The organism is Avibacterium paragallinarum (genome assembly GCF_011765605.1).
Classification (GTDB): domain Bacteria; phylum Pseudomonadota; class Gammaproteobacteria; order Enterobacterales; family Pasteurellaceae; genus Avibacterium; species Avibacterium paragallinarum.
On record NZ_CP050316.1, the window covers coordinates 1,687,714 to 1,709,007 of the forward strand.

General features: G+C 42.4%; 24 protein-coding genes, 1 pseudogene and 1 other annotated feature (1 of these 26 only partly in view). Of the genes and pseudogenes, 15 read left to right on the top strand and 10 right to left on the bottom strand.

The features are described from left to right. Positions 1-84 precede the first annotated feature (84 nt). Entirely contained in the window at positions 85-1,965 is a 1,881-nt protein-coding gene (locus HBL79_RS08100) for an ATP-binding protein (RefSeq protein WP_035685381.1), read from the top strand. A gap of 403 nt (positions 1,966-2,368) precedes the next feature. Here HBL79_RS08100 and HBL79_RS08105 read toward each other — a convergent pair whose 3' ends face one another. From HBL79_RS08105 to HBL79_RS08120, 4 genes are all read right to left on the bottom strand, one after another. Beyond that, the gene (locus tag HBL79_RS08105) at positions 2,369-3,325 is read right to left on the bottom strand and encodes a bile acid:sodium symporter family protein (protein ID WP_035685383.1); all 957 of its coding nucleotides are present in this window, start codon (positions 3,323-3,325) and stop codon (positions 2,369-2,371) included. A 33-nt stretch (positions 3,326-3,358) separates the two neighbouring features. Then, positions 3,359-4,627 (bottom strand): AmpG family muropeptide MFS transporter, encoded by a 1,269-nt coding sequence (locus HBL79_RS08110; RefSeq protein ID WP_035685622.1) that lies wholly within the window; start codon positions 4,625-4,627, stop codon positions 3,359-3,361. A gap of 66 nt (positions 4,628-4,693) precedes the next feature. Continuing rightward, positions 4,694-5,710, bottom strand: coding sequence for a UDP-glucose 4-epimerase GalE (gene galE / locus HBL79_RS08115; protein ID WP_035685386.1), 1,017 nt, complete (start codon positions 5,708-5,710; stop codon positions 4,694-4,696). Positions 5,711-5,745: 35 nt separating this feature from the next. After that, positions 5,746-5,886 (bottom strand): hypothetical protein, encoded by a 141-nt coding sequence (locus HBL79_RS08120; protein ID WP_156127777.1) that lies wholly within the window; start codon positions 5,884-5,886, stop codon positions 5,746-5,748. A 30-nt stretch (positions 5,887-5,916) separates the two neighbouring features. Here HBL79_RS08120 and HBL79_RS08125 point away from each other — a divergent pair, with 30 nt between their 5' ends. The 4 genes from HBL79_RS08125 to hemW all read left to right on the top strand — a co-directional run bounded on the left by HBL79_RS08125 (position 5,917) and on the right by hemW (position 9,737). Further along, a complete protein-coding gene (locus HBL79_RS08125) occupies positions 5,917-7,230 on the top strand; it encodes an NCS2 family permease (RefSeq protein ID WP_017805051.1) in 1,314 nt (437 codons plus the stop codon). A 262-nt stretch (positions 7,231-7,492) separates the two neighbouring features. Further along, positions 7,493-7,849 carry a ComEA family DNA-binding protein gene (locus tag HBL79_RS08130; RefSeq protein ID WP_035685388.1) on the top strand — a complete coding sequence of 119 codons (357 nt, stop codon included), beginning with the start codon at positions 7,493-7,495 and terminating at the stop codon, positions 7,847-7,849. 137 nt (positions 7,850-7,986) lie between these two features. Then, a complete protein-coding gene (gene rdgB / locus HBL79_RS08135) occupies positions 7,987-8,583 on the top strand; it encodes an RdgB/HAM1 family non-canonical purine NTP pyrophosphatase (protein WP_035685390.1) in 597 nt (198 codons plus the stop codon). Beyond that, the gene (hemW, locus tag HBL79_RS08140; protein WP_035685394.1) at positions 8,583-9,737 is read left to right on the top strand and encodes a radical SAM family heme chaperone HemW; all 1,155 of its coding nucleotides are present in this window, start codon (positions 8,583-8,585) and stop codon (positions 9,735-9,737) included. The genes rdgB and hemW overlap by 1 nt, the downstream gene beginning before the upstream one ends. Before the next feature lie 67 nt (positions 9,738-9,804). On the opposite strand, the gene luxS is transcribed toward hemW, so the two are convergent. The 4 genes and pseudogenes from luxS to HBL79_RS08160 all read right to left on the bottom strand — a co-directional run bounded on the left by luxS (position 9,805) and on the right by HBL79_RS08160 (position 12,195). Beyond that, entirely contained in the window at positions 9,805-10,311 is a 507-nt protein-coding gene (luxS, locus tag HBL79_RS08145) for an S-ribosylhomocysteine lyase (protein WP_035685396.1), read from the bottom strand. Between the two features lie 222 nt (positions 10,312-10,533). After that, positions 10,534-10,992 (bottom strand): YqaA family protein, encoded by a 459-nt coding sequence (locus HBL79_RS08150; RefSeq protein WP_035685398.1) that lies wholly within the window; start codon positions 10,990-10,992, stop codon positions 10,534-10,536. Next, the gene (locus HBL79_RS08155) at positions 10,985-11,593 is read right to left on the bottom strand and encodes a sugar O-acetyltransferase (RefSeq protein WP_035685399.1); all 609 of its coding nucleotides are present in this window, start codon (positions 11,591-11,593) and stop codon (positions 10,985-10,987) included. The genes HBL79_RS08150 and HBL79_RS08155 overlap by 8 nt, the downstream gene beginning before the upstream one ends. Then, positions 11,594-12,195: pseudogene (locus tag HBL79_RS08160) on the bottom strand (beta-phosphoglucomutase family hydrolase). 142 nt (positions 12,196-12,337) lie between these two features. Here HBL79_RS08160 and HBL79_RS08165 point away from each other — a divergent pair. The 8 genes from HBL79_RS08165 (at position 12,338) to HBL79_RS08200 (ending at position 17,355) form a co-directional block, all read left to right on the top strand. After that, entirely contained in the window at positions 12,338-12,715 is a 378-nt protein-coding gene (locus tag HBL79_RS08165) for a hypothetical protein (protein WP_017805060.1), read from the top strand. Between the two features lie 132 nt (positions 12,716-12,847). Continuing rightward, entirely contained in the window at positions 12,848-13,324 is a 477-nt protein-coding gene (gene ispF / locus HBL79_RS08170; RefSeq protein WP_035685404.1) for a 2-C-methyl-D-erythritol 2,4-cyclodiphosphate synthase, read from the top strand. 3 nt (positions 13,325-13,327) lie between these two features. After that, positions 13,328-14,335 carry a tRNA pseudouridine(13) synthase TruD gene (truD, locus tag HBL79_RS08175; protein ID WP_035685407.1) on the top strand — a complete coding sequence of 336 codons (1,008 nt, stop codon included), beginning with the start codon at positions 13,328-13,330 and terminating at the stop codon, positions 14,333-14,335. 8 nt (positions 14,336-14,343) lie between these two features. Continuing rightward, positions 14,344-15,084, top strand: a complete 741-nt coding sequence (gene surE / locus HBL79_RS08180) for a 5'/3'-nucleotidase SurE (RefSeq protein WP_035685409.1) — start codon at positions 14,344-14,346, stop codon at positions 15,082-15,084. 33 nt (positions 15,085-15,117) lie between these two features. Continuing rightward, positions 15,118-15,693 carry a YqaA family protein gene (locus tag HBL79_RS08185; protein ID WP_035685411.1) on the top strand — a complete coding sequence of 192 codons (576 nt, stop codon included), beginning with the start codon at positions 15,118-15,120 and terminating at the stop codon, positions 15,691-15,693. A 12-nt stretch (positions 15,694-15,705) separates the two neighbouring features. Next, on the top strand, positions 15,706-15,894 hold the full coding sequence (locus HBL79_RS08190; protein ID WP_035685414.1) for a hypothetical protein: 189 nt from the start codon (positions 15,706-15,708) through the stop codon (positions 15,892-15,894). Between the two features lie 20 nt (positions 15,895-15,914). Beyond that, the gene (locus HBL79_RS08195; RefSeq protein WP_035685416.1) at positions 15,915-16,970 is read left to right on the top strand and encodes a peptidoglycan DD-metalloendopeptidase family protein; all 1,056 of its coding nucleotides are present in this window, start codon (positions 15,915-15,917) and stop codon (positions 16,968-16,970) included. Between the two features lies 1 nt (position 16,971). Then, the gene (locus HBL79_RS08200; protein WP_035685419.1) at positions 16,972-17,355 is read left to right on the top strand and encodes a hypothetical protein; all 384 of its coding nucleotides are present in this window, start codon (positions 16,972-16,974) and stop codon (positions 17,353-17,355) included. Between the two features lie 74 nt (positions 17,356-17,429). Here the strand turns inward: HBL79_RS08200 and HBL79_RS08205 are convergent, their stop codons facing one another. Both HBL79_RS08205 and ppa read right to left on the bottom strand, forming a co-directional pair. After that, positions 17,430-18,200, bottom strand: coding sequence for a M48 family metallopeptidase (locus HBL79_RS08205; protein ID WP_046097489.1), 771 nt, complete (start codon positions 18,198-18,200; stop codon positions 17,430-17,432). Positions 18,201-18,388: 188 nt separating this feature from the next. Further along, positions 18,389-18,916: an inorganic diphosphatase gene (ppa, locus tag HBL79_RS08210; RefSeq protein WP_035685425.1), complete on the bottom strand. Its 528-nt coding sequence runs from the start codon at positions 18,914-18,916 to the stop codon at positions 18,389-18,391. Positions 18,917-19,120: 204 nt separating this feature from the next. Between ppa and mtr the strand changes: the two genes are divergently transcribed. Further along, entirely contained in the window at positions 19,121-20,371 is a 1,251-nt protein-coding gene (gene mtr, locus HBL79_RS08215; RefSeq protein WP_174758207.1) for a tryptophan permease, read from the top strand. An 82-nt stretch (positions 20,372-20,453) separates the two neighbouring features. Then, positions 20,454-21,203, top strand: a complete 750-nt coding sequence (locus HBL79_RS08220; RefSeq protein ID WP_035685430.1) for a class I SAM-dependent methyltransferase — start codon at positions 20,454-20,456, stop codon at positions 21,201-21,203. 88 nt (positions 21,204-21,291) lie between these two features. Then, positions 21,292-21,294 (top strand) — a sequence feature (His leader region); it runs 134 nt beyond the window's last position.

Genomic DNA, 21,294 nt, shown 5'->3' on the forward strand with positions numbered 1-21,294 from the left:
AGCAGATTTTTTCTTTTCTGACTTCCTTTTTCTGCCATTTCTCATTATAGTTCGGTTATTTCTAGCTAACAATAAGGCGATAAAATGAAGAATATCAAACACTTTGCACAACGCTATGTAGATTGGGTGATCCGCTTAGGCAGGGTAAAATTTTCCTTGCTTGGTGTAGTCATTTTGGCGGTGCTTGCCCTTTGCACGCAATTTTTGTTGAGCTTATGTGTAGTCGGCACAGTATATTGGCACGATGTAGGGCGTTCTGTATTTTTTGGCTTAATTTCCGCCCCATTTGTGATTTATTTCTTCACCTTATTAGTAGAAAAACTAGAAAAATCTCGCCTTGAACTGGCAAAATTGGTAGATAATTTACGTCGTGAAGTATCAGAAAGAATGATTGCGGAACGAAAATTATCTGTTGCGTTAAATGATTTAGAACAAAGTAGCCGTAACAAAACCGCTTTAATGACCACCATCAGCCACGAACTACGCACGCCGCTCAATGGCATTATCGGCTTAAGTCGCATTTTGCTAGACAGCCCCTTGAATCCCGAACAACAAAATTATCTCAAAACCATCAATATGAGTGCGGTGTCTTTAGGGCATATTTTTAGCGATATTATCGATCTAGAAAAAATTGATGCACATAAAATCGAATTAAACCGCAAAGAAACGGATCTTTACGCTTTTCTCAATGACATCGCCAATTTTGCCACCTTAATGGCAGAGCAAAACCACCTGAAATTTGAATTGCAATATGAGCCAAACTTACCGCAATGGATTTACATCGACAACGCCAGATTAAGCCAAATTCTGTGGAATTTAATTAATAATGCGGTGAAATTCACCGAAAAAGGCGTGATTCGCCTCCGTGTTTCACAAGTAGCAGAACAAACTTTCGCTTTTGCGATTTCTGATACGGGCATTGGCATTGCACAAGCCGAGCTAGAACATATTTTCGCGATGTATTATCGCGTGAAATCCAAACAATATCAGCACGCGGGCAGTGGCATTGGCTTAGCAGTTTCCAAAACCATCGCCAACCTAATGGGCGGCGATCTCACCGTGCAAAGTGCGGTGGGAAAAGGCTCTGTTTTTACATTACAGATCCAAGCGGAAATTGTGAGTAAACCTTTAGAATATCAGCATTATTTACCTCATCAGCTACGCATTTTGTTGATTGAAGATATTGAAGTGAATATCGTGGTGGCGAAATCTATTTTAGAAAAATTGGGCTATCAGGTTGATGTGGCAATGACGGGCAAGCAAGCCATTGAGAAATTTGAACAAAATGACTACGACTTATTGCTGATCGACATTCAACTGCCAGATATGTCTGGCTTCGACATCGCCCAACAGTTGCGTCAAAATTATGAAAATGATCACTATGATTATCTCCCGCCGCTGATCGCCTTAACTGCTAATGTAATGCACGATAAGCAAGATTATTTGCAACAGGGAATGGACGACATTCTCCGCAAACCTCTCTCCTTGGACGAACTAACGCAATGTTTGTATCAGTATTTTGCTGATGACCTCACGCCAAGCTCACCGCCTCCGAGCTTTGTGCCTTATCAGGCAGAAAGGCTATCCGCATCGTACGATAGCCCGCTGGATTTCCCATTTTTGAATGAGCTTATGGCACTCTTAGGCAAAAAAACAGTGAAAAATAACACCGCACTGTTTGAACAGCAAATGCCTGATTATATTGCAGAACTGAACACCGCATACAAGGCATACAAAAACGCTCCTTACCCAAAAGAACCCCTAGCCGACCTTGCCCACAAAATCAAAGGAGCCGCAGGGTCTGTGGGCTTAAAACGCATTCAACACCTCGCCGCGTCAGTGCAAGAATGGCAATCTTCAGATTGGGAGGCGAAGATTGATGATTGGATCGCACAACTGAATGAATATTGGCAACAAGATTTGAAAACATTAATGGATTGGTTAAGTAATGCTGATGTCGCTTGACAATTATTTGGGCTCCTTGCATTCCCTTTTAGGGAAACGCCTAAGAGAATATGAATAGCGTCGCCTTCCCACTTTTTACTATTTTACTATTTTACTAATCTACGTTTTTTCGCTTATATAGCTCAATTGAGTTCACTTTTATACAACACTCTGCTCCGATGACAATACAAGCATACGGAGAGGAGAAATATAGTCGTTTAAGTTCAAAATAAGACAAGGCAACAAGTCTCAGACAGTACAAATAGTACGGCAAGGCGAAATAACACCGTATTATTTTGAAATCAAACGACTATAACGCCGTAGGAAAGTGAAAGAAGTTTCGCTATATTGTATTTTTCAGGTGAACACATCTCCCTACAAGTATCAACATAATTTTGTTTTGATTAAATCGATATTTTCATTATTACTCTGCTTGCCGATACTTATCGATCCACAATAAAAAATTCGCATACACTGTTCCTGCTACAGAATGCCATACGCAAGCCACTGCACACACTACGGCAGATTCAGGAATCGCGGGGAAAAATTTCATACTCAACCCTGTAGCAAGCCCTGCGTTTTGTACGCCCACTTCGAGCGAAAGGGTTTTCTTTTTCGCGAGGCTCATTCCAACGCCTTTGCCTACTAAATAGCCCAAGGCATAGCCAATCACATTATGCACAACAATACACAGCAAAATCACCAGCCCAGATTGCAAAAAATAGTTGCCATAAATCGCCACCACGCCGCCAACGATAAAGGCAAAGTTAATCACTGCCACACCAGGCATTAAGGCTTTAATATCTTGAAACCATTGTTTGCGGTGAAATGCCATATTCAAAATTGACCCCACAGCAACAGGCAAGACGGTTACAAGCAACATAAATTTAAACATCGCCCAGCCGTTCATTTCGATACTTTGTCCAACTAAATAATTGAGCAAGAGCGGGGTCATCACGGGTGCGATCAGGGTGGACACAGTGGTCATTCCCACTGAAAACGCCACATCGCCTTTACATAGAAACGCCATAATGTTAGACGCTACGCCACCAGGGCAAGAACCAACTAAGACCAAACCAAGGGTAAGTGCTGGAGAAAGCTCAAAACTTTTTGCAATCGCAATCGCCACAAAAGGCATTACGGTATATTGCACAATCGTACCAATAAGAATATCTAACGGACGTTGTGCTAACACTTGGTAATCTTTTTTACCTAAAGTCATTCCCATTGAAAGCATAATAATGCTGATGATGAACACTTGCGTATCGCCTTTTACCCAAGTGAATAATTCAGGTTTATAAAAGGTGATTAACGCCAGCACGATAATAAAAAGTGCGGTGAATTTTGCTAATAAAAAACTGAGTTTTTTCAGAAATTGCATTACTTTCTCCTAATTTTTTCGTCAATAAACGTGCTACTTTGCTTGCTTCCAAGGGGCAACTTTAAATAAGCATAACATTCCGGGAATCGCGAGCCAGAAGCAAAGCCAGAAATACTCATAGTAGCCGAGCCAGTCAATTAATGTGCCCGCTTGGGTGTTTAAGGTGGCACGGGGTAAGGCGGCGAGGCTGGTGAATAAGGCGAGTTGGGTGGCAGTGTAAAGCGGGTTGGTTTCGCGTGCCATAAAGGCGACAAAGGCGGCTGTACCTAAGCCGATGCCGATATATTCTGCCGCCACTACCACGCCAAGCGACCACAACGCGGTGCTGTCCACCTCCGTAAAAGGCCCTTGGCTTGCTAGCCACGCAAAGCCCAAAATGGTGATCATTTGCACCACGCCGAACAGCCATAAAGCACGGTTAATACCGATTTTCAGCATTATCACCCCGCCTAGGATACTGGCGGCGATCATCGGCCAAAGGGAAGCATTTTTCACCACCACGCCAATTTGTGTATGGCTGAATCCCATATCCAAATAGAATGGCGAAATCAACGCCGTTGCCATACTGTCGCCAAGTTTGTAGAGGAAAATAAACGCTAAAATTCCCAATGCCGACCAAATCCCTTTGCGTTGAAAAAATTCGCGAAACGGCTCGACTACGCTATCTTGTAAAGTGCGGTGTTTTTTCAGCTCAATTTTTGGCTCAGTGCTTAAAAATAGGCACATAAAAATGCCCGGCAACATAAACAGTGCAGTGATGATAAACACGGTTTGCCAAGCAAAATGATCGGATAAAATCAGCGATAGCGACCCTGGCACTAAGCCCGCTACGCGATACGCATTGACGTGAATGGAATTGCCTAGCCCGAGTTCTTGATCGGATAAAATTTCCCGCCGATAGGCATCAAGCACAATATCTTGCGTGGCGGAAAAAAACGCACAAAGCGTGCCTAGCCCCGCGACCAAACTCAAGCCCCCTTGCTGTTTGGGATCGATAAAGCCAAATAAGGCAAGGCTCACGAGTAAGAGAATTTGCGAGATAAAAATCCAGCCCCGCCGCCGTCCTAAAAACGGTGGCACAAAACGATCAAGCAATGGCGACCAGAGAAATTTCCACGAAAACGGCAAGGTGATGAGGGTGAGATAGCCGAGGGCCTTGAGGTCGATTTGCTCAGAACGCAGCCAAATTGGCAGCAGGGAAATCAAAATATACAGCGGCAACCCTGAGCTAAAACCCGTGAACACGCAAATGAGCATATTGCGACTAAAAATCTGCTGCCAGAGGGGTGGTGTCGTTGTCATAGCGATAAAAGTGCGGTGAGAAAAACAGATAAATTTATGCGGCAGCCAATGCCACCGCATAAACGCCTAATCCCGATAGCCTTTAGGATTATTTTTTTGCCAGTTCCACGTATCTTGCATCATTTCGTTCAAGCCCCGCTCCGCTTTCCAGCCTAGCTCTTCGGCGGCAAGGGACGGATCGGAATAACAAGTGGCAATGTCCCCTGGGCGGCGATCCACCAGTTTGTAAGGGATCTGAATGCCATTCGTTTTCTCAAAGGCGTTCACCATATCCAACACGGAATAACCTACGCCCGTGCCGAGATTATAAATGTGCAAGCCAGCGTCATTTTGATGACGTTCTAAAGCTTTTAAATGCCCAATGGCGAGATCCACAACGTGGATATAATCACGCACGCCCGTGCCGTCGTGGGTATCATAATCACTGCCGAACACAGAAAGTTGCGGTAATCTGCCGATCGCCACTTGGCTGATGTAAGGCAATAAATTGTTCGGAATGCCTGTTGGATCTTCGCCAATCAAACCGCTGTGATGCGCGCCAACAGGGTTGAAATAACGCAAAATGGTGAAGCTAAATTGTGGTTCAGCTTTTGCGACATCGGTGAGAATTTGCTCAACCATTAATTTTGATGTGCCGTAAGGGTTGGTTGTGCCGCCCACTTTGCATTGTTCGGTGATTGGCACGATTTCAGGATCGCCATACACGGTGGCAGAAGAACTAAACACCAAATTCCACACGCCCGCTTTTTTCATTTCTTCCACCAAAACCAGCGATCCCACCACGTTATTTTGATAATACGCCATTGGCTTTTGCACGCTTTCGCCCACCGCTTTTAAGCCCGCGAAGTGAATGACTGAGTTGATCGCATTTTCGGCAAAAATTTGCTGTAACATCGCACGATCTAACACATCGCCTTGATAAAACTTCACCGCTTTACCGGTAATTTGCTCTACGCGTTGCAAAGATTTTGGTGAGGAATTGCTTAAATTATCCAACACCACCACGTTAAATCCTGCGTTTACTAATTCCACTACCGTATGCGATCCAATATAGCCTGCTCCGCCTGTTACTAAAATAGTCATTTTGTTCCTCAGTTTCTTACTTGTCATAAATTTGGCTAGTATAAACCATTTTTTCGCCAGATTTTCATCATCGCGAAAAAAACTCGTCCAGAAAACACCGCACTTTTTCGCCAATCCCGATTTTCCTGACACCGCAAACGTTTACTATTGCGTACTTTTCTGTAAAATAACGCCATTTTTCTTTCCCTCACTTGTAAAGGACATTTATGCTTACAGAAAAACTTTTCGAGATCACCCAGCGTGGCTCAACCTTACGTCAAGAAATTATCGCGGGCTTAACCACCTTTTTAGCAATGGTGTATTCCGTGATTGTCGTGCCGAATATGCTCGCGGCGGCAGGTTTTCCGCCTGAAAGCGTGTTTATCGCTACCTGTTTAGTTTCTGGGCTTGGCTCAATTTTAATCGGCTTATGGGCAAACGCCCCAATGGCGATCGGCTGTGCCATTTCCCTCACCGCTTTCACCGCCTTCAGCCTCGTTTTAGGGCAAGGGGTGAGCATTCCCGTTGCCTTAGGGGCAGTGTTTTTAATGGGAATCGTGTTTAGCCTAATTTCTGCTACTGGCGTGCGAGCGTGGATTTTACGCAACCTCCCAGCTAGCATTGCACAAGGGGCAGGTATCGGTATCGGCTTATTCTTATTATTAATCGCCACCAACGGCGTAGGTATTGTGGTAGGCAACCAAGCAGGGCTACCGATCAAACTCGGCGATTTCACCAGCTTCCCCGTGTTGATTTCCCTTGCTGGGCTTGCGGCGATTATCGGGCTAGAAAAAATGCAAATCAAAGGCGGCATTTTGTGGGTGATTATCGCGATCACGCTGATCGGCTTAGCGGTTGATCCGAACGTTACCTTCAACGGTGAATTGTTCAAAATGCCAAGTTTCGGCGAGCAATCGCTGTTCTTACAATTAGACCTCACAGGAGCATTGCAACCTGCCATTCTGCCCGTTGTTTTCGCCTTAGTGATGACTGCCGTTTTCGATGCCACAGGGACAATCCGAGCGGTTGCAGGGCAAGCCAATTTGCTGGATAAAGACGGGCAAATCATCAACGGCGGCAAAGCCTTAACTTCCGATTCTGTCAGTAGCCTTTTCTCAGGTCTATTCGGCACAGCCCCTGCGGCGGTGTATATCGAATCTGCTGCGGGTACGGCTGCGGGCGGGAAAACGGGTATCACCGCCATTGTCGTGGGCGTATTATTCTTATTAATGATCTTCTTCCAACCACTCGCTACTCTCGTACCAAACTACGCCACTGCACCTGCCTTGATGTATGTGGGGTTATTAATGCTCAGCAATGTCAGCAAATTAGATTTCAATGACTTTATCGGTGCTATGAGTGGCTTGGTTTGTGCGGTATTCATCGTGCTAACCGCCAATATCGTAACTGGCATTATGCTTGGTTTCGCTTGCCTTGTCATCGGACGACTCATCAGCGGTGATGTGAAAAAACTCAACCTCGGTACAGTGCTAATCGCGATTGCGTTAATCGCTTTTTATTTGGGCGGGTGGAATATTTAAAAACACGACAATAGCATTCGAAATACAGACAGTCCTACGATAGTTATCGTAGGATTTTTTTATCATTTCAAATTGTTCTTAAAACAACCTTTAAACAAACTCCTCACCGACAGGCTGAATACTTCAGTCACGAATATTTTACGATCTCGATCGCAAAAGTGCGGTGTGTTTCTTGTCTATTCTTTCCTTACAATGCAAAGTAGGAAATACTGAATTGTTCAGTAAACATACTTTAATATGGAATGAAAAAAGGAAACTCACAATGAAAATTAAGACGATTTTATCTTCTCTCATTTTGGCAATAACATTTATTGGTTCGGTTTATGCTGATGAAACAGTGAATCCACCAGCCACGACACAAGTGACGGATAATAAAACTATCGCCACCACATTTATTGGCGAAAAGCTCAATATTAATACGGCAAGTGCAAGTGAAATTCAAAAAGCCTTAGTAGGCATTGGGGCGAAGAAAGCAGAAGCTATCGTGGAATATCGAGAACAACACGGTAAATTTATCGCACCAGAACAACTATTAGAAGTAAAGGGAATTGGAAAAGCGATTTTTGAAAAAAATAAAGATCGCATAGATTTATCTTCATTTAATAGTAATAGCCAATAGAGACAAATTAAAAAATGCACTATACTACTTGAGCTAAGTCAAAGATTATCGTCAGAACATTTTAACGATAACTTTCTGTTTTATCCTTATAAGGTAGCTTAGTGCAAGCTACCTTTTTCATATTACAGGATTGAAAAATGAAACAAAAAATTGTGCTTGCTACGGGCAACCAAGGCAAAGTGAAAGAAATGGCTGATGTGCTTGCGGAATTTGGTTTCGATGTCATTGCACAGACTGATTTGGGCATTGAAAGCCCCGAAGAAACAGGCTTAACTTTTGTGGAAAATGCCTTATTAAAAGCTCGTTATGCGGCAAAAATGTCTGGCTTGCCGGCGATTGCTGATGATAGCGGATTAGTGGTAAACGCATTGAATGGTGAGCCGGGTTTATATTCAGCACGTTATGCTGGGGTTGATAGCGAGCAAGCCGATGCCGAAAATCGTAAAAAGTTATTACAAAAATTAGCTAACGTGCCAGCTAAAGAACGGCAAGCTAAATTTGTTAGTTGTATTGTATTATTGCAACACGAAACCGATCCTTCTCCGATTATTGCGGAGGGGGAATGTGCCGGCGAAATCACCTTTGCTGAAAAGGGAGAAAATGGTTTTGGTTATGACAGCCTCTTTTTCTATCCAGAAAAAGACCGCACTTTTGCCGAGCTAGACACCGCAGAAAAGAAAAAAATCTCGCACCGTGCAAGGGCGTTAGCAGTATTAAAAGAGCGGTTAAAATAATGCTCGTATTGCCTCCGTTAAGTTTGTATATCCATATCCCTTGGTGCGTGCAAAAATGCCCTTACTGCGATTTCAACTCGCACGCTCAAAAAGGCAATATTCCCGAGCAAGACTATGTCCAGCATTTGCTAGCAGATTTACGTCAAGATCTTGAACGCTATCAAGAAAGCATTGCTCATCGCTCTCTGCATTCGATTTTTATCGGCGGCGGTACGCCAAGCTTGTTCTCAGCAACAGCGATTTCTCAGCTTTTACAAGGTATTGAACAACAAATTCCTTTTGAGCCTGAGATTGAAATCACCCTTGAAGCTAACCCTGGTACGGCAGAAGCGAGCCGTTTTTCAGGTTATGTAGAGGCGGGAGTAAATCGCCTTTCTTTAGGCATACAAAGTTTTGATGATGAAAAATTGCAACGCTTAGGGCGTATTCATAATTCTCGAGAAGCCCAAAGTGCGGTGCAAATGGCGAAAGATTCAGGATTTCACCGCATTAATTTGGATTTAATGCACGGCTTGCCTGAGCAAACTTTACCCCAAGCCCTTGAGGATTTACGCCAAGCCATCGCCCTTGAACCAAGCCATCTCTCTTGGTATCAGCTCACCATTGAACCCAATACAATGTTCGCCTACCGTCCGCCGACTTTGCCTGATGACGATGCCTTATGGGATATTTTCGAGCAAGGCCATCAGCTTTTAACCACCGCAGGCTACCAGCAATACGAAACCTCTGCCTATGCCAAAGCGGGCGATCAGTGTCAGCATAATTTGAATTACTGGCGATTTGGCGATTATTTGGCGATAGGCTGTGGAGCTCACGGCAAACTGAGCTTTACAAATAGCGATATTATACGTTTTAGTAAAACCAAGCACCCTAAAGGCTATATGCGAGGGGAATATTTATATGAAGAAAAACCGATCACACTTACGGATCGTCCTTTTGAATTTTTTATGAACCGTTTTCGCTTGCTGGAAGCCTTTCCCAAAACGGAATTTCAACAATTAACGGGGCTTTCCTCCGATGTTATCAGAGAGCCAATGAATTGGGCAAAAAGGAAAAAATATGTTCAAGAAACTGACCGCACTTGGCAAATTACGCAACAAGGCAAATTATTTCTCAATGAGTTATTAACAGAATTTTTATCTGAAGATCACTAAATCCAGTCCACTTTCATACAGGAGCAACCAGCTTGTATGAAAGTAGAACTCATTTAGTGATAATGAATTATTGTGCAAGCAAACGCTCATCTAACAATAAATCGTCATTTCTATTCACACCAACACCACGAGCAAGAATATTGCGTGCAATCTGATGAGCTTCATCTAAGGAATGCTCTGTATAAGTGCCACATTGGTATTCATTTAATTCAGGAATATCATTTTGATTTTGCACTTGTAGAATATCTTTCATTGCCGCAAGCCAAGCTGTTACGACTTGTTGCTCATTCGGTCTACCAATTAATGACATATAAAACCCTGTACGGCACCCCATTGGAGAAATGTCAATAATCTCAACTTGCTCACTATTCAAGTGATCCCGCATAAAACCTGCAAAAAGATGTTCAAGAGTATGAATCCCTTTCGGCGGTAAAATTTCTTTATTTGGAATACAAAAACGTAAATCGAAAATGGTAATGTCATCACCTTTTGGTGTACGCATTATTTTTGCAACACGCACGGCGGGAGCATTCATCTTCGTATGATCGACTTTAAAACTATCAAGTAACGGCATAATATCCTTCCTTATAAAATGTAAATTTATGTAAAAAAATCTCTGTATTTTTGAACTTTCTTGCTATTAAAGAGTCATACGATATAGCAACTTGCAGTTGTTTTAATAAATTTGATTCCTTAATTATTTCGCCATTCTTATTTAGAATGGCTTTTTTATGGCTAGTTGTCCACAATCAATATAGACATTGCGAACCTTCACTGTTTATTAAAATGGCTACACCTAAACTTGGTTAAAGATAAGTAGTAGAAAATAGCGAAATAATTTTCCTATCAGTATTAATAGCAATGAGTTAAACCAATTTAATCTTAGCCAACCTGCCAATGCACAAAACGCATCACCTACAATAGGAAACCAACTGAACAATAATGTCCAAATACCATAACGTTGGATTTTCTTTAATGCCCAGCTATGTTGCAAATTTCGTTGTTCTAAATGAGGGAAACATCGTCCAATAATATAAGTTGTCATCCCCCCTAGGGTATTCCCTATTACTGCAACAATAACTAATTTAAAAATATCAACAGAAAAAAATGTCTCATCAAAAGGTGCGGTCAAAAAGAGAAACATAATTTCTGAATTGCCTGGCAATACTGTTGAGCTTAAAAACGCACTAATAAACATTATCCACAGGCTATTATGTTGTTGGTCAAACAACTTGTAATCAACCAAATCAAACATAATCTGTCATATATTTATTCATATAATTAATTCGATCTTGTTCGTTGATTTGTCGAATTACTTTTGCAGGGCTTCCCATAGCCAAACTATTGGCTGGAATATTTTTATTAACCAAAGAACCCGCCCCAATGACTGAATTATCTCCAATAGTTACACCGCCCAAAATAATCGTATTTCCTCCAATCCAAACATTATTACCAATGATAATAGGTAAAGCTTGCTCCCAATCTTGCTGACGTAATTCTGGATCAAGGGGATGCCCAACGGTATAAAGACTCACATTTGGAGCAAACATCACATTATCCCCAATCTTAATCCCTCCACTGTCTAACATCGTACAGTGGTAATTGGCAAAGAAATTTTCTCCCACTTCAATAAAACAACCATAATCACAAAAAAATGGTGCATTAATATGTGGAATCCCTTTGGATTTACCTAAAATCTGTTGAATCAATGCTGTCCTTTTTTCTATTTCGGAAGGACAAATTTGTGTGTTATATTGGAAAAGACGTTTTTTATTTTCTAAACGAAGCTGGGCTAATTCACGATCATTTGGCTTATGAGCAAATCCCGCTAGCATTTTTTGTTTATTGGATAACATTTATTTCCCCTTTACTAGCTGATTGATACGCACATCAAATACGTCCATTCCGGCTGCAAGTCCCGCTTTTATACCAAGATCAGCATCTTCAAATACCAAGCAATTTTTGGATTAACGTGGAGTAACTCCGCACAACGTAAAAATGTATCTGGAGCAGGTTTATGTTTTTCTACATCATCAGCTGTAACAATAGCATCAAAATAAGAATAAAGATCAAATTTTGTTAATAATAAATTTACTATTGCTTGATGAGAACCTGTACCCAGTGCTAAAGGCTTTTTATCAGAAAAATATCGCACAACATCAAAAGTAGGAAGTAGGCTTGAATGTTGCATAATTAACTCAATACCATATTGTCGTTTTAATCTTATAACATCATCAAATAAACTCATTGGCATCGCTGCTTTTTGCATCATTACTTTCGCGATTTCTCTTACCGAAGCACCGCCTAATTCATAAAGCATTTGCCCATCAATAGGATATCCCAAAGTCTCTCCCACCTTATCCCACGCACTTTTATGGCTCGGCATAGTATCAATCACTGTGCCATCCATATCAAAAATTAATCCTTCATAGCCTGAAAAACACTCAAAATCTATCATTTTTACTCTCCTAAAATTTTATTATTTTGATACAAATTTGTGATCTCTGCACTGTTTTATTTTCTGAGATTCCAGTAAAGTTAGCATATATAGAATTATAATCACTACGTCCAAATCTTCGAATAAATAACAGAAGGTAAAAATGGAATTACAGCAACAATTAACGTTTTTATTACAGAGAAAACTCATAGATGAAGAAATTGTACAATGGATCTTGCACATTCAGGAACATTTGATTACACAATGGCACGCTGATGTAGATAATCGCCAAGTTTTTATGCTCTTTAATCATTTAGCCATGGCATTAGGACGTATTAAACGAGGATATATCGCCAATCCATTAGATGCTGAAATATTATCAGAAATACAAAGTGCGGTTTCTTTTCCCCAAATTTTTCAACGTCATTCTGAGTTGCTAGCACTTATCCCCTTAATAATACCTGAGAATGAACAAACGCATCTTATTGCAAATATTTACGCCCTTTCACTTACACAACCGCATATTTTAGATTCATTTTAAAATCAGGCTCTGCACTATAGGCTAAAAAATGAGAAACACTATAGCGTTAATTATTCATTTTTGAATACCCGCATTGGTGCTATAATTTTCGACCATTTCATTAATAACATTTTATTAATAATAGGAAAGAATATGATACGAATTGGGCATGGGTTTGATGTACACGCTTTTGGTGGCGAAGGGCCGATTATCATTGGCGGGGTAGCTGTTCCTTATGAAAAAGGATTGATCGCTCATAGCGATGGTGATGTGGCATTGCACGCGTTGACAGATGCTCTATTGGGTGCGGTGGCATTGGGCGATATTGGTAAATTATTCCCAGACACCGATCCGCAATATAAAGGGGCAGATAGCAAAGGGTTGTTGCAAGAAGCTTATCGTCAAGTGCAAGACAAGGGCTATAAAATCGGCAATGTGGACATTACGATCATTGCGCAAGCACCGAAAATGCGTCCGCACATTGATGCGATGCGGGCTGCCATTGCTCAGGTTTTAGCTTGTGATGTGGAGCAAGTGAATGTGAAAGCCACCACCAGTGAGAAGCTCGGTTTTACAGGGCGGGGCGAGGGCATTGCGTGCGAAGCGGTTGCCCTTTTGGTTAAGGGGTAATCAATGCTGGAGCTGGCTTATTTGCAATCTCCGCCTACTCAACAAGCCCATTTGAAAGCGGAATGTACGGATTTTATCGTTAAAGAAAATTTGGGCTATGAGATGACAGGCGAGGGGGAATTTGTCGCCCTGTATGTGCGGAAAACCGATGCTAACACCCTTTTCGTGGGGGAAAAATTGGCAGAGTTTGCGGGCATTTCGCCGAGAAATATGAGTTATGCGGGGTTAAAAGATCGCAAAGCAGTTACGGAACAATGGTTCTGCTTACATATGGCAGGCCAGCCCACGCCCGATTTCAGCCAGTTTCAGCTAGAGGGCGTGGAAATTCTCAACGTAACACGGCATAACCGCAAAATTCGTACAGGCAGCCTAGATGGCAATCATTTTGAGATTTTGCTACGCGGTGCAACGGAAACAGCCGATCTTAAAGTGCGGTTAGAAAATTTAGCAAATTTTGGCTTTCCCAATTATTTCACCGAACAACGTTTCGGGCGTGATGGGCATAATCTCACTCAGGCGATGCGTTGGGCGCAAGGCGAAATTAAGGTGAAAGATCGCAAAAAGCGGAGTTTTTATCTTTCCGCCGCGCGCAGTGAAATTTTTAATTTAGTGGTGTCTGATCGCATTCAAACAAAGCTCACACAGCAAATTTTACTGGGCGACATTGTGCAGCTCAACGGTTCGCACAGTTGGTTTCAAATTGATGAAAATGAAGATTTAAACGCCTTAAAAGAGCGGTTAGAAAATCAAGATATTTTGCTCACCGCGCCTTTAGTTGGGGAAAGCATTCAGCCAGCCAATCCGCGTGAAATGGCGATCGTGCAGCAACATCAAGATATTTTAAATTTAATGCAAAAGGAACGAATGAAGCCAAGCCGCCGCCCGCTCTTAATGCAAGCACAGCATTTGCATTGGGAATTTTTACCCGAAGGGCTAAAACTGGCGTTTTATTTGCCTGCTGGCAGTTATGCCACGGCGCTCGTTCGCGAATTAGTACAGATTATTGAATAGGAAATGCAATGAATATTTTACTCTCTAATGATGATGGCATTCACGCCGAAGGCATCAAAGCCCTTGCCAAAGAATTGCGTAAAATCGCACAAGTTACGGTGGTCGCCCCCGATCGCAATCGTAGTGCCGCCTCAAGCTCGCTCACCTTAGTTGAGCCTTTACGCCCAATGAAATTGGATAATGGCGATTATTGCATTAATGGTACACCTGCAGATTGCGTGCATTTGGCGTTAAACGGTTTTCTTTCAGGGCAAATTGATTTGGTGGTATCCGGCATTAACGCAGGGGTAAATTTAGGCGATGATGTGCTTTATTCAGGGACGGTAGCCGCCGCCTTTGAAGGCCGTCATCTTGGCTTGCCTGCCATTGCGGTATCCCTTGATGGACGTCAGCATTATGAAACCGCTGCACGCATTGTGTGCGAACTTGTGCCGAAATTGCATAATCAGTTACTGAAAAGCCGCGAAATCATTAATATTAATGTGCCAGATTTACCTTATGAAGAAATTAAAGGCATTAAAGTTTGCCATTTAGGCTATCGCGCTGCGGCTGCGGAAGTGATTAAACAGCAAGATCCCCGTGGCGACACAATCTATTGGATTGGCCCTGCAGGCTTGGCGGAATATGAGCAAGAAGGCACGGATTTTCACGCGGTGAAAAATGGCTATGTTTCCATTACGCCAATCCAAGCAGATATGACCGCTTATCACTCACTCCAATCTTTACAAGATTGGTTAAAAAGTGAATAATGCAATGTTTTACAACAGCTTGAGGATAGTCGATTGAAAATTTTTGGTACGCTGTACGATAAAGTGATGCAATGGTCAACCCACCCCTATGCAACGGGTTGGTTGATTTTTACTAGCTTTATTGAATCCATTTTTTTCCCTGTTCCCACTGATGTGATGTTAATCCCAATGGCAATATCTCAACCCAAACGTGCTGTGCGTTTTGGCGTTTATGCGGGCGTCGCTTCTGCAATTGGCGGGATTGTGGGCTACGCATTGGGCTATTATGCCTTTGATAGTATTCAGCATTATCTCGTTAGCCTTGGTTATCAAGCACAATTTGACACCCTGCTCAGTTGGTTTCAACGCTGGGGCGTTATGGTGATGTTTCTTGCGGGCTTTACGCCGTTACCCTATAAACTTTTTACTATCTGTGCGGGTGTAATGCATATGGCATTTGTGCCTTTTTTGCTCATTTCCCTCGTTTCACGGCTGGCAAGGTTTATCTTGGTGGCGAAATTATCCGCTTGGGGCGGGCAAAAATTTGCCCATCGGCTACGGCAATCCATTGAGTGGATTGGCTGGGCGGTACTCCTCTTGGCTGCGATTATTTACTTAATTATGAGATAATTGGGTTTTACTATGAATAAATGGCTTTCATTATTGTCTATTATTTTGCTCTTGCCAGCCTGTGCAACCACGCCATCGCCTAACGATGAAAATGCACTCTCGCCTGGGGTAATGCAACCTGTGGCCAATTCTGGGGCAGCGGACGGAGCAGAATGGCAACCTAAAATCAAATCAATACCTATGCCAGAATCAATGAATTAATAAATAATAAGGAATACATTATGAAAAAATCTTTTTTTATGTTACCCATTGCAATCTCTGTATTAACGGCTTGTTCATCAACCAGCCCTGCTCCTGTAGAAGAAGCAAACAATGCTTTACCTGCGGGAATGATGCGAGCTGTAGATAATAATTTATCTACTACTTGGGAGCCTCAAATTCAAAAACAGAATATGCCTGCTTCGATGGTAACCCCACAACCCCATCAAACTTACCAAACATCTCAAGGGAACGCACAACAGTTACAACAAAATCAACCCGTTGTCGCTATGGAAAAAGTATCACAAGACTTTGTTATTCCACGCAATCCACAAACAAACGCACCCGATTATAGCAAGATTAGCAAAGGGTTCTATAAAGGTAGCACATATACCGTACGTAAAGGCGATACAATGTTTTTAATCGCCTACATTTGTGGGCTTGATGTTAAAGAACTTGCAACAATGAATCATATGAGTGAACCTTATAATTTAAGCGTTGGTCAAGTCTTGAAAGTATCAAATAAAATAGCAACAGCTTCTACTACTCAAACAACACAAAGCACCTACAATCAACGCTCAAATAACAGTTCCTATATTTCTGAGCCATCCATAACTATGCCTACGCAAATGAATAATCAAGTTCAAGAAAAAGTAAAATCAAGCGTACCTGTTATCACCAAAACACAGCAAACTACTGGAGTTAATAATATTGCTTGGCGATGGCCAACCCGCGGTAATATTGTGCAAAGCTTCTCTAACGCCGATGGTGGCAACAAAGGGATCGACATCAGTGGTTCACGCGGTCAAGCAATTAATGCTGCTGCTGCAGGCCGTGTAGTTTATGCTGGAAACGCTTTACGTGGTTATGGAAACCTCATCATCATCAAACATAACGATGATTTCCTCAGTGCTTATGCTCACAATGAAAGTATTTTGGTGAAAGATCAACAAGAAGTAAAAGCAGGTCAGCAAATTGCCAAAATGGGAAGCTCTGGCACAAATAGTGTAAAACTGCATTTTGAAATTCGCTACAAAGGTAAATCCGTTGATCCTGTAAACTATTTACCAAGACGCTAAGATGAAAAAACGCATAACGTTATCCCTGCTTAGTACAGCCCTGCTTATGGGCTGTACTTCTCCTTCGCCAACGCCCTTAGTTGGTGCTGACCGTGATGAAAAAGGTTGTATTCCTTCTGCTGGCTACACTTGGTCAGAACTGAAACAGCAATGCGTACAACCTTTTGAAATTGCCGACATTCGTTTAACCGATCCTGAAAATCCCCCTCTTGCGGTATATGTCATTCTTGCCGAAGAACAAGGCAAAGCCGAAGTTTTCTCAGCAAATTTACCGAAAAATTTAATTTTAGAAGCGGTAAAAGGCGGCTATGCGGCAAAAGATAAAAACTTGTATTTAATCAAAACCCAAACAGGCTGGGAACTGAGAAAACCAACTCCTTCTTAGAAAACGTAAAAAATAAGTGCGGTGTAAAATCTCCGAATTTTCCACCGCACTTTGTTTTGTCTATTTATAAATAATTATTTACTCGCTTTATAAATCGCCACTGCCTCTGGCATTAGGCGAAGTAGATTTTGTTGGCGATCTTTATCGCTTGGATGGGTGGAAGAAAGTGCAGCAAGCACACCTTGTGAACCAGATGAAACTTTTTGCATTTTTTCCCATAATTTAGGAGCAGCTTGTGGGTTATAGCCCGCCCTTGCCATTAAAAATAGCCCTACTTCGTCTGCTTCCGTTTCGGCACTTCGGAAATAAGGTTTGTCCAATGCCCAATCTTTAGTTAATCCAACAACGAATCCACTTCCTTCTGAGCCAATTTGAGTTGCAAGAGCAACCTGAGCAACTTGAGCCATCACATTAGTAAATACACCTAAGTTTGCTTGTTTCTTGCTGTGTTCTTTGAGGGCGTGAGCCATTTCGTGTCCCATTACGGTGGCGATTTCATCATCGCTGAGCTGAAGTTTATCCACTAGCCCTGTGTAAAATGCCATTTTGCCCCCTGGCATTGACCACGCGTTGAGTTCGTTGGATTTGATGACGGTGAGTTGCCAATTAAAGGGTTGCCCCGTGTGATTTTCTTGAGCGGCATAGGGACGCATTTGGTTAAACACGTTGTGAATGCGTTTTGCGGTGGGGGAGGTGGTGTCCACAACTCCTTGCTGTTTGGCTTTATTCACCGTTTGCATATAGCTCGCAGCGGATTGTTGGTTTATGCTAGCGGAATCCGCACAGGCATTCAAAAATAAAGCGAGAAACGAAAGTGCGGTAAGTTTTTTGAGTGTTTTTAGCATCGTAATTCCTTAGGTTTAGCCCTATCAGAAAAATATCGCTGTTGGCGTTCAATATTATACCGCGTGATTTTGTTATTTTTTCGGTTTGCGGATCGAAGCCTTGCCTTCGCTTGAACGGAAACAGCGATAAATTTCCCCCTAGAAAAATACCGCACTTTTAATGCGGTATTTGGTAGTTAAATGGTGGATTATTTTTTCGCACGCTCGAAAGAATCTAAGATTTCTTTACGCGCTGCTTCCACGTCTTCCCAGCCATCAACTTTCACCCATTTGCCAGCTTCGAGAGCTTTGTAGCTTTCAAAGAAATGCTGGATTTGGGCTTTTAAGAGTGCGGGTAAATCATTCACGTCTTTGATGTGATCGTACTCTTTGCTTAATTTGCTATGTGGCACGGCGATCACTTTGGCATCTTGACCTGATTCGTCCGTCATTTTCAACACGCCCACTGGACGGCAACGGATAACAGAACCCGGTTGTAATGGATAAGGGGTTGGCACGAGTACATCAACTGGGTCGCCATCAAGCGAGAGGGTGTGGTTAATGTAGCCGTAGTTTGCGGGATAGAACATCGCTGTCGCCATAAAGCGATCTACGAATAATGTTCCCGTTTCTTTATCCACTTCATATTTGATTGGATCAGAGTTGGCTGGAATTTCAATCACAACATAAATATCATCAGGAAGCGATTTTCCTGCTGGAACGGTTTCTAAACCCATTTTGTATTCCTTCTTAGTTTATGAATGGTATTGTTGTTCGAGTTTAAACCCAAACAATCACAAATAATCGGTGTCATTATAGCCTTATTCATTGCGAATTGTCGAGTTTAGGATTTTTTTCGCGGTGGCGTTTTTAGCCATTGTTTTTTATTACTGTACTATTATAATAGTTCAACGTATTTTATCTTTGATTAGGGCAAGATTATGAAAAAAAATCCTTCATTATTTGGCGGGGCGATGATTATCGCAGGCGGCACGATTGGGGCGGGTATGCTCGCCAATCCGATTTCCACAGCGGGTGTTTGGTTTATCGGCTCAATGTTGATTCTTTGCTACACTTGGTTTTGTATGACCACCTCCGGCTTAATGCTGTTGGAAGCCAATTTGCATTACCCCACTGGGGCAAGTTTTGACACCATCGTTAAAGATTTGCTCGGCAAAGGCTGGAACGTGATTAATGGGCTGTCCGTTGCCTTTGTGTTGTACATTCTCACCTATGCCTATATCACCTCTGGCGGTGGTTTAACGGAAAGTTTCCTCAACCAACTTTTCAGCCAAGATCAAAGTGCGGTGCAAATTGGACGCACTTTTGGCTCGCTGATTTTCTGTGCAGTACTCGCCTTTTTCGTGTGGTTTTCCACCAAAGCCGTTGATCGTTTAAGTGCGATTTTGATCGCGGGAATGGTGGTGGCGTTTTTCCTCTCTATCACCAATTTGCTCGGCTTAGTGCAGACAGATATTTTGCTCAATAGCCTCTCGCAAGGGGAACAGCAATATTTGCCTTACGCTCTCGCCGCGTTGCCCGTGTGCTTGGTGTCCTTTGGCTTTCATCAAAATGTCCCGAGTTTGGTGAAATATTACGATCGCGATAGCGGCAAAGTCACCAAATCCATTATTTACGGCACATTCATCGCCCTCATCATCTATATGCTGTGGCAGTTAGCCATTCAAGGGAATTTGCCACGCAATGAGTTTATCCCTGTGATCCAAAAAGGCGGCGACATCGCCCTCTTATTAGAAGCCCTTAACGCCCAAATTCAAACGGATTATATTGGCTTAATGCTACGCTTCTTCACCTATATGGCGATCGCAAGCTCGTTCCTCGGTGTAACCCTTGGTTTATTTGATTACCTCGCGGATCTGTGCAAATTTGATAACAACGGAGCAGGCAGAACCAAAACCGCCTTGCTCACCTTCTTACCACCGTTGATTTTAAGCCTGCTTTTCCCTTATGGCTTTGTAATCGCCATTGGCTACGCGGGGCTTGCTGCCACCATTTGGGCGGTGATTACCCCCGCACTGCTAGCAAAAGCAAGTCGCAAGCGGTTTCCAGACCAACGCTATCAAGTTTATGGCGGCAGTGGAATGATTTATTTCGTGATTTTATTCGGCGTGATCAATATTTTGGTACAGCTTGCCGATCTTGTGGGCTGGTTGCCCGTATTTGGCAGATAGCCACAAATAGCATAAAATAAGCCACATTATTTCTCGTTTTAGCACGGGCTTTCCCGTGCTAATTTTTTCTATAGAAAATAAAATGAAAACCTCTGTTTACGACAAAGAAGGCTTTTTCGAGCTGTATCAAAAATTACGCCAAAACCCCATTAGCCTCAATGAAATTGTGGAAAAGCCCACAATGCTCAGCTTATTGCCCGATTTGCAAGGCAAAAAATTGCTCGATCTCGGCTGTGGAATGGGCGAACATTTACAGCTTTATTTAGAAAAAGGGGCGAAGTTTGTAGTGGGAATGGATTTATCGCAAGCAATGTTGCAACAGGCAGCAAAAAATCTCGCCGAAAAACAACCGCACTTTGCGTTATATCAACTGGCAATGGAACAACTCAACACTCTGCCTGATGACAATTTTGATGTAATCACCAGCTCTTTCGCCTTTCATTATGTACAGGATTATCCTCAGCTACTCGCGGATATTTATACCAAGCTCAACACTAACGGCACACTTATTTTCTCGCAAGAACACCCGATCGTTACCTGCTATCAAGGCGGGGAGCGATGGGAAAAAGATAAAGATAAAAATAAACAGCAACTTGCCTATCGTCTGAATTATTATCGCGATGAGGGCAAACGGCAACGAAATTGGTTTAAACAGCCTTTTAAAACCTATCACCGCACCTTGTCCACCATTGTCAACGATCTCATCAATGGAGGCTTTCAAGTGGAAAAAATGCTTGAACCAATGCTAGCGGATCAGCCACAATGGCAGCAAGAATTTAAAGATTTACAACATCGCCCCGTGCTGCTGTTTATTAAAGCGAAAAAAAGCTAAAAATTTGCTTGCATAAAAAAATTTTTTTGCATAGATTAATAACCAGTTAGTTTTTGGAGAAACACAAAATGAATTTTAATCGCAACACTCA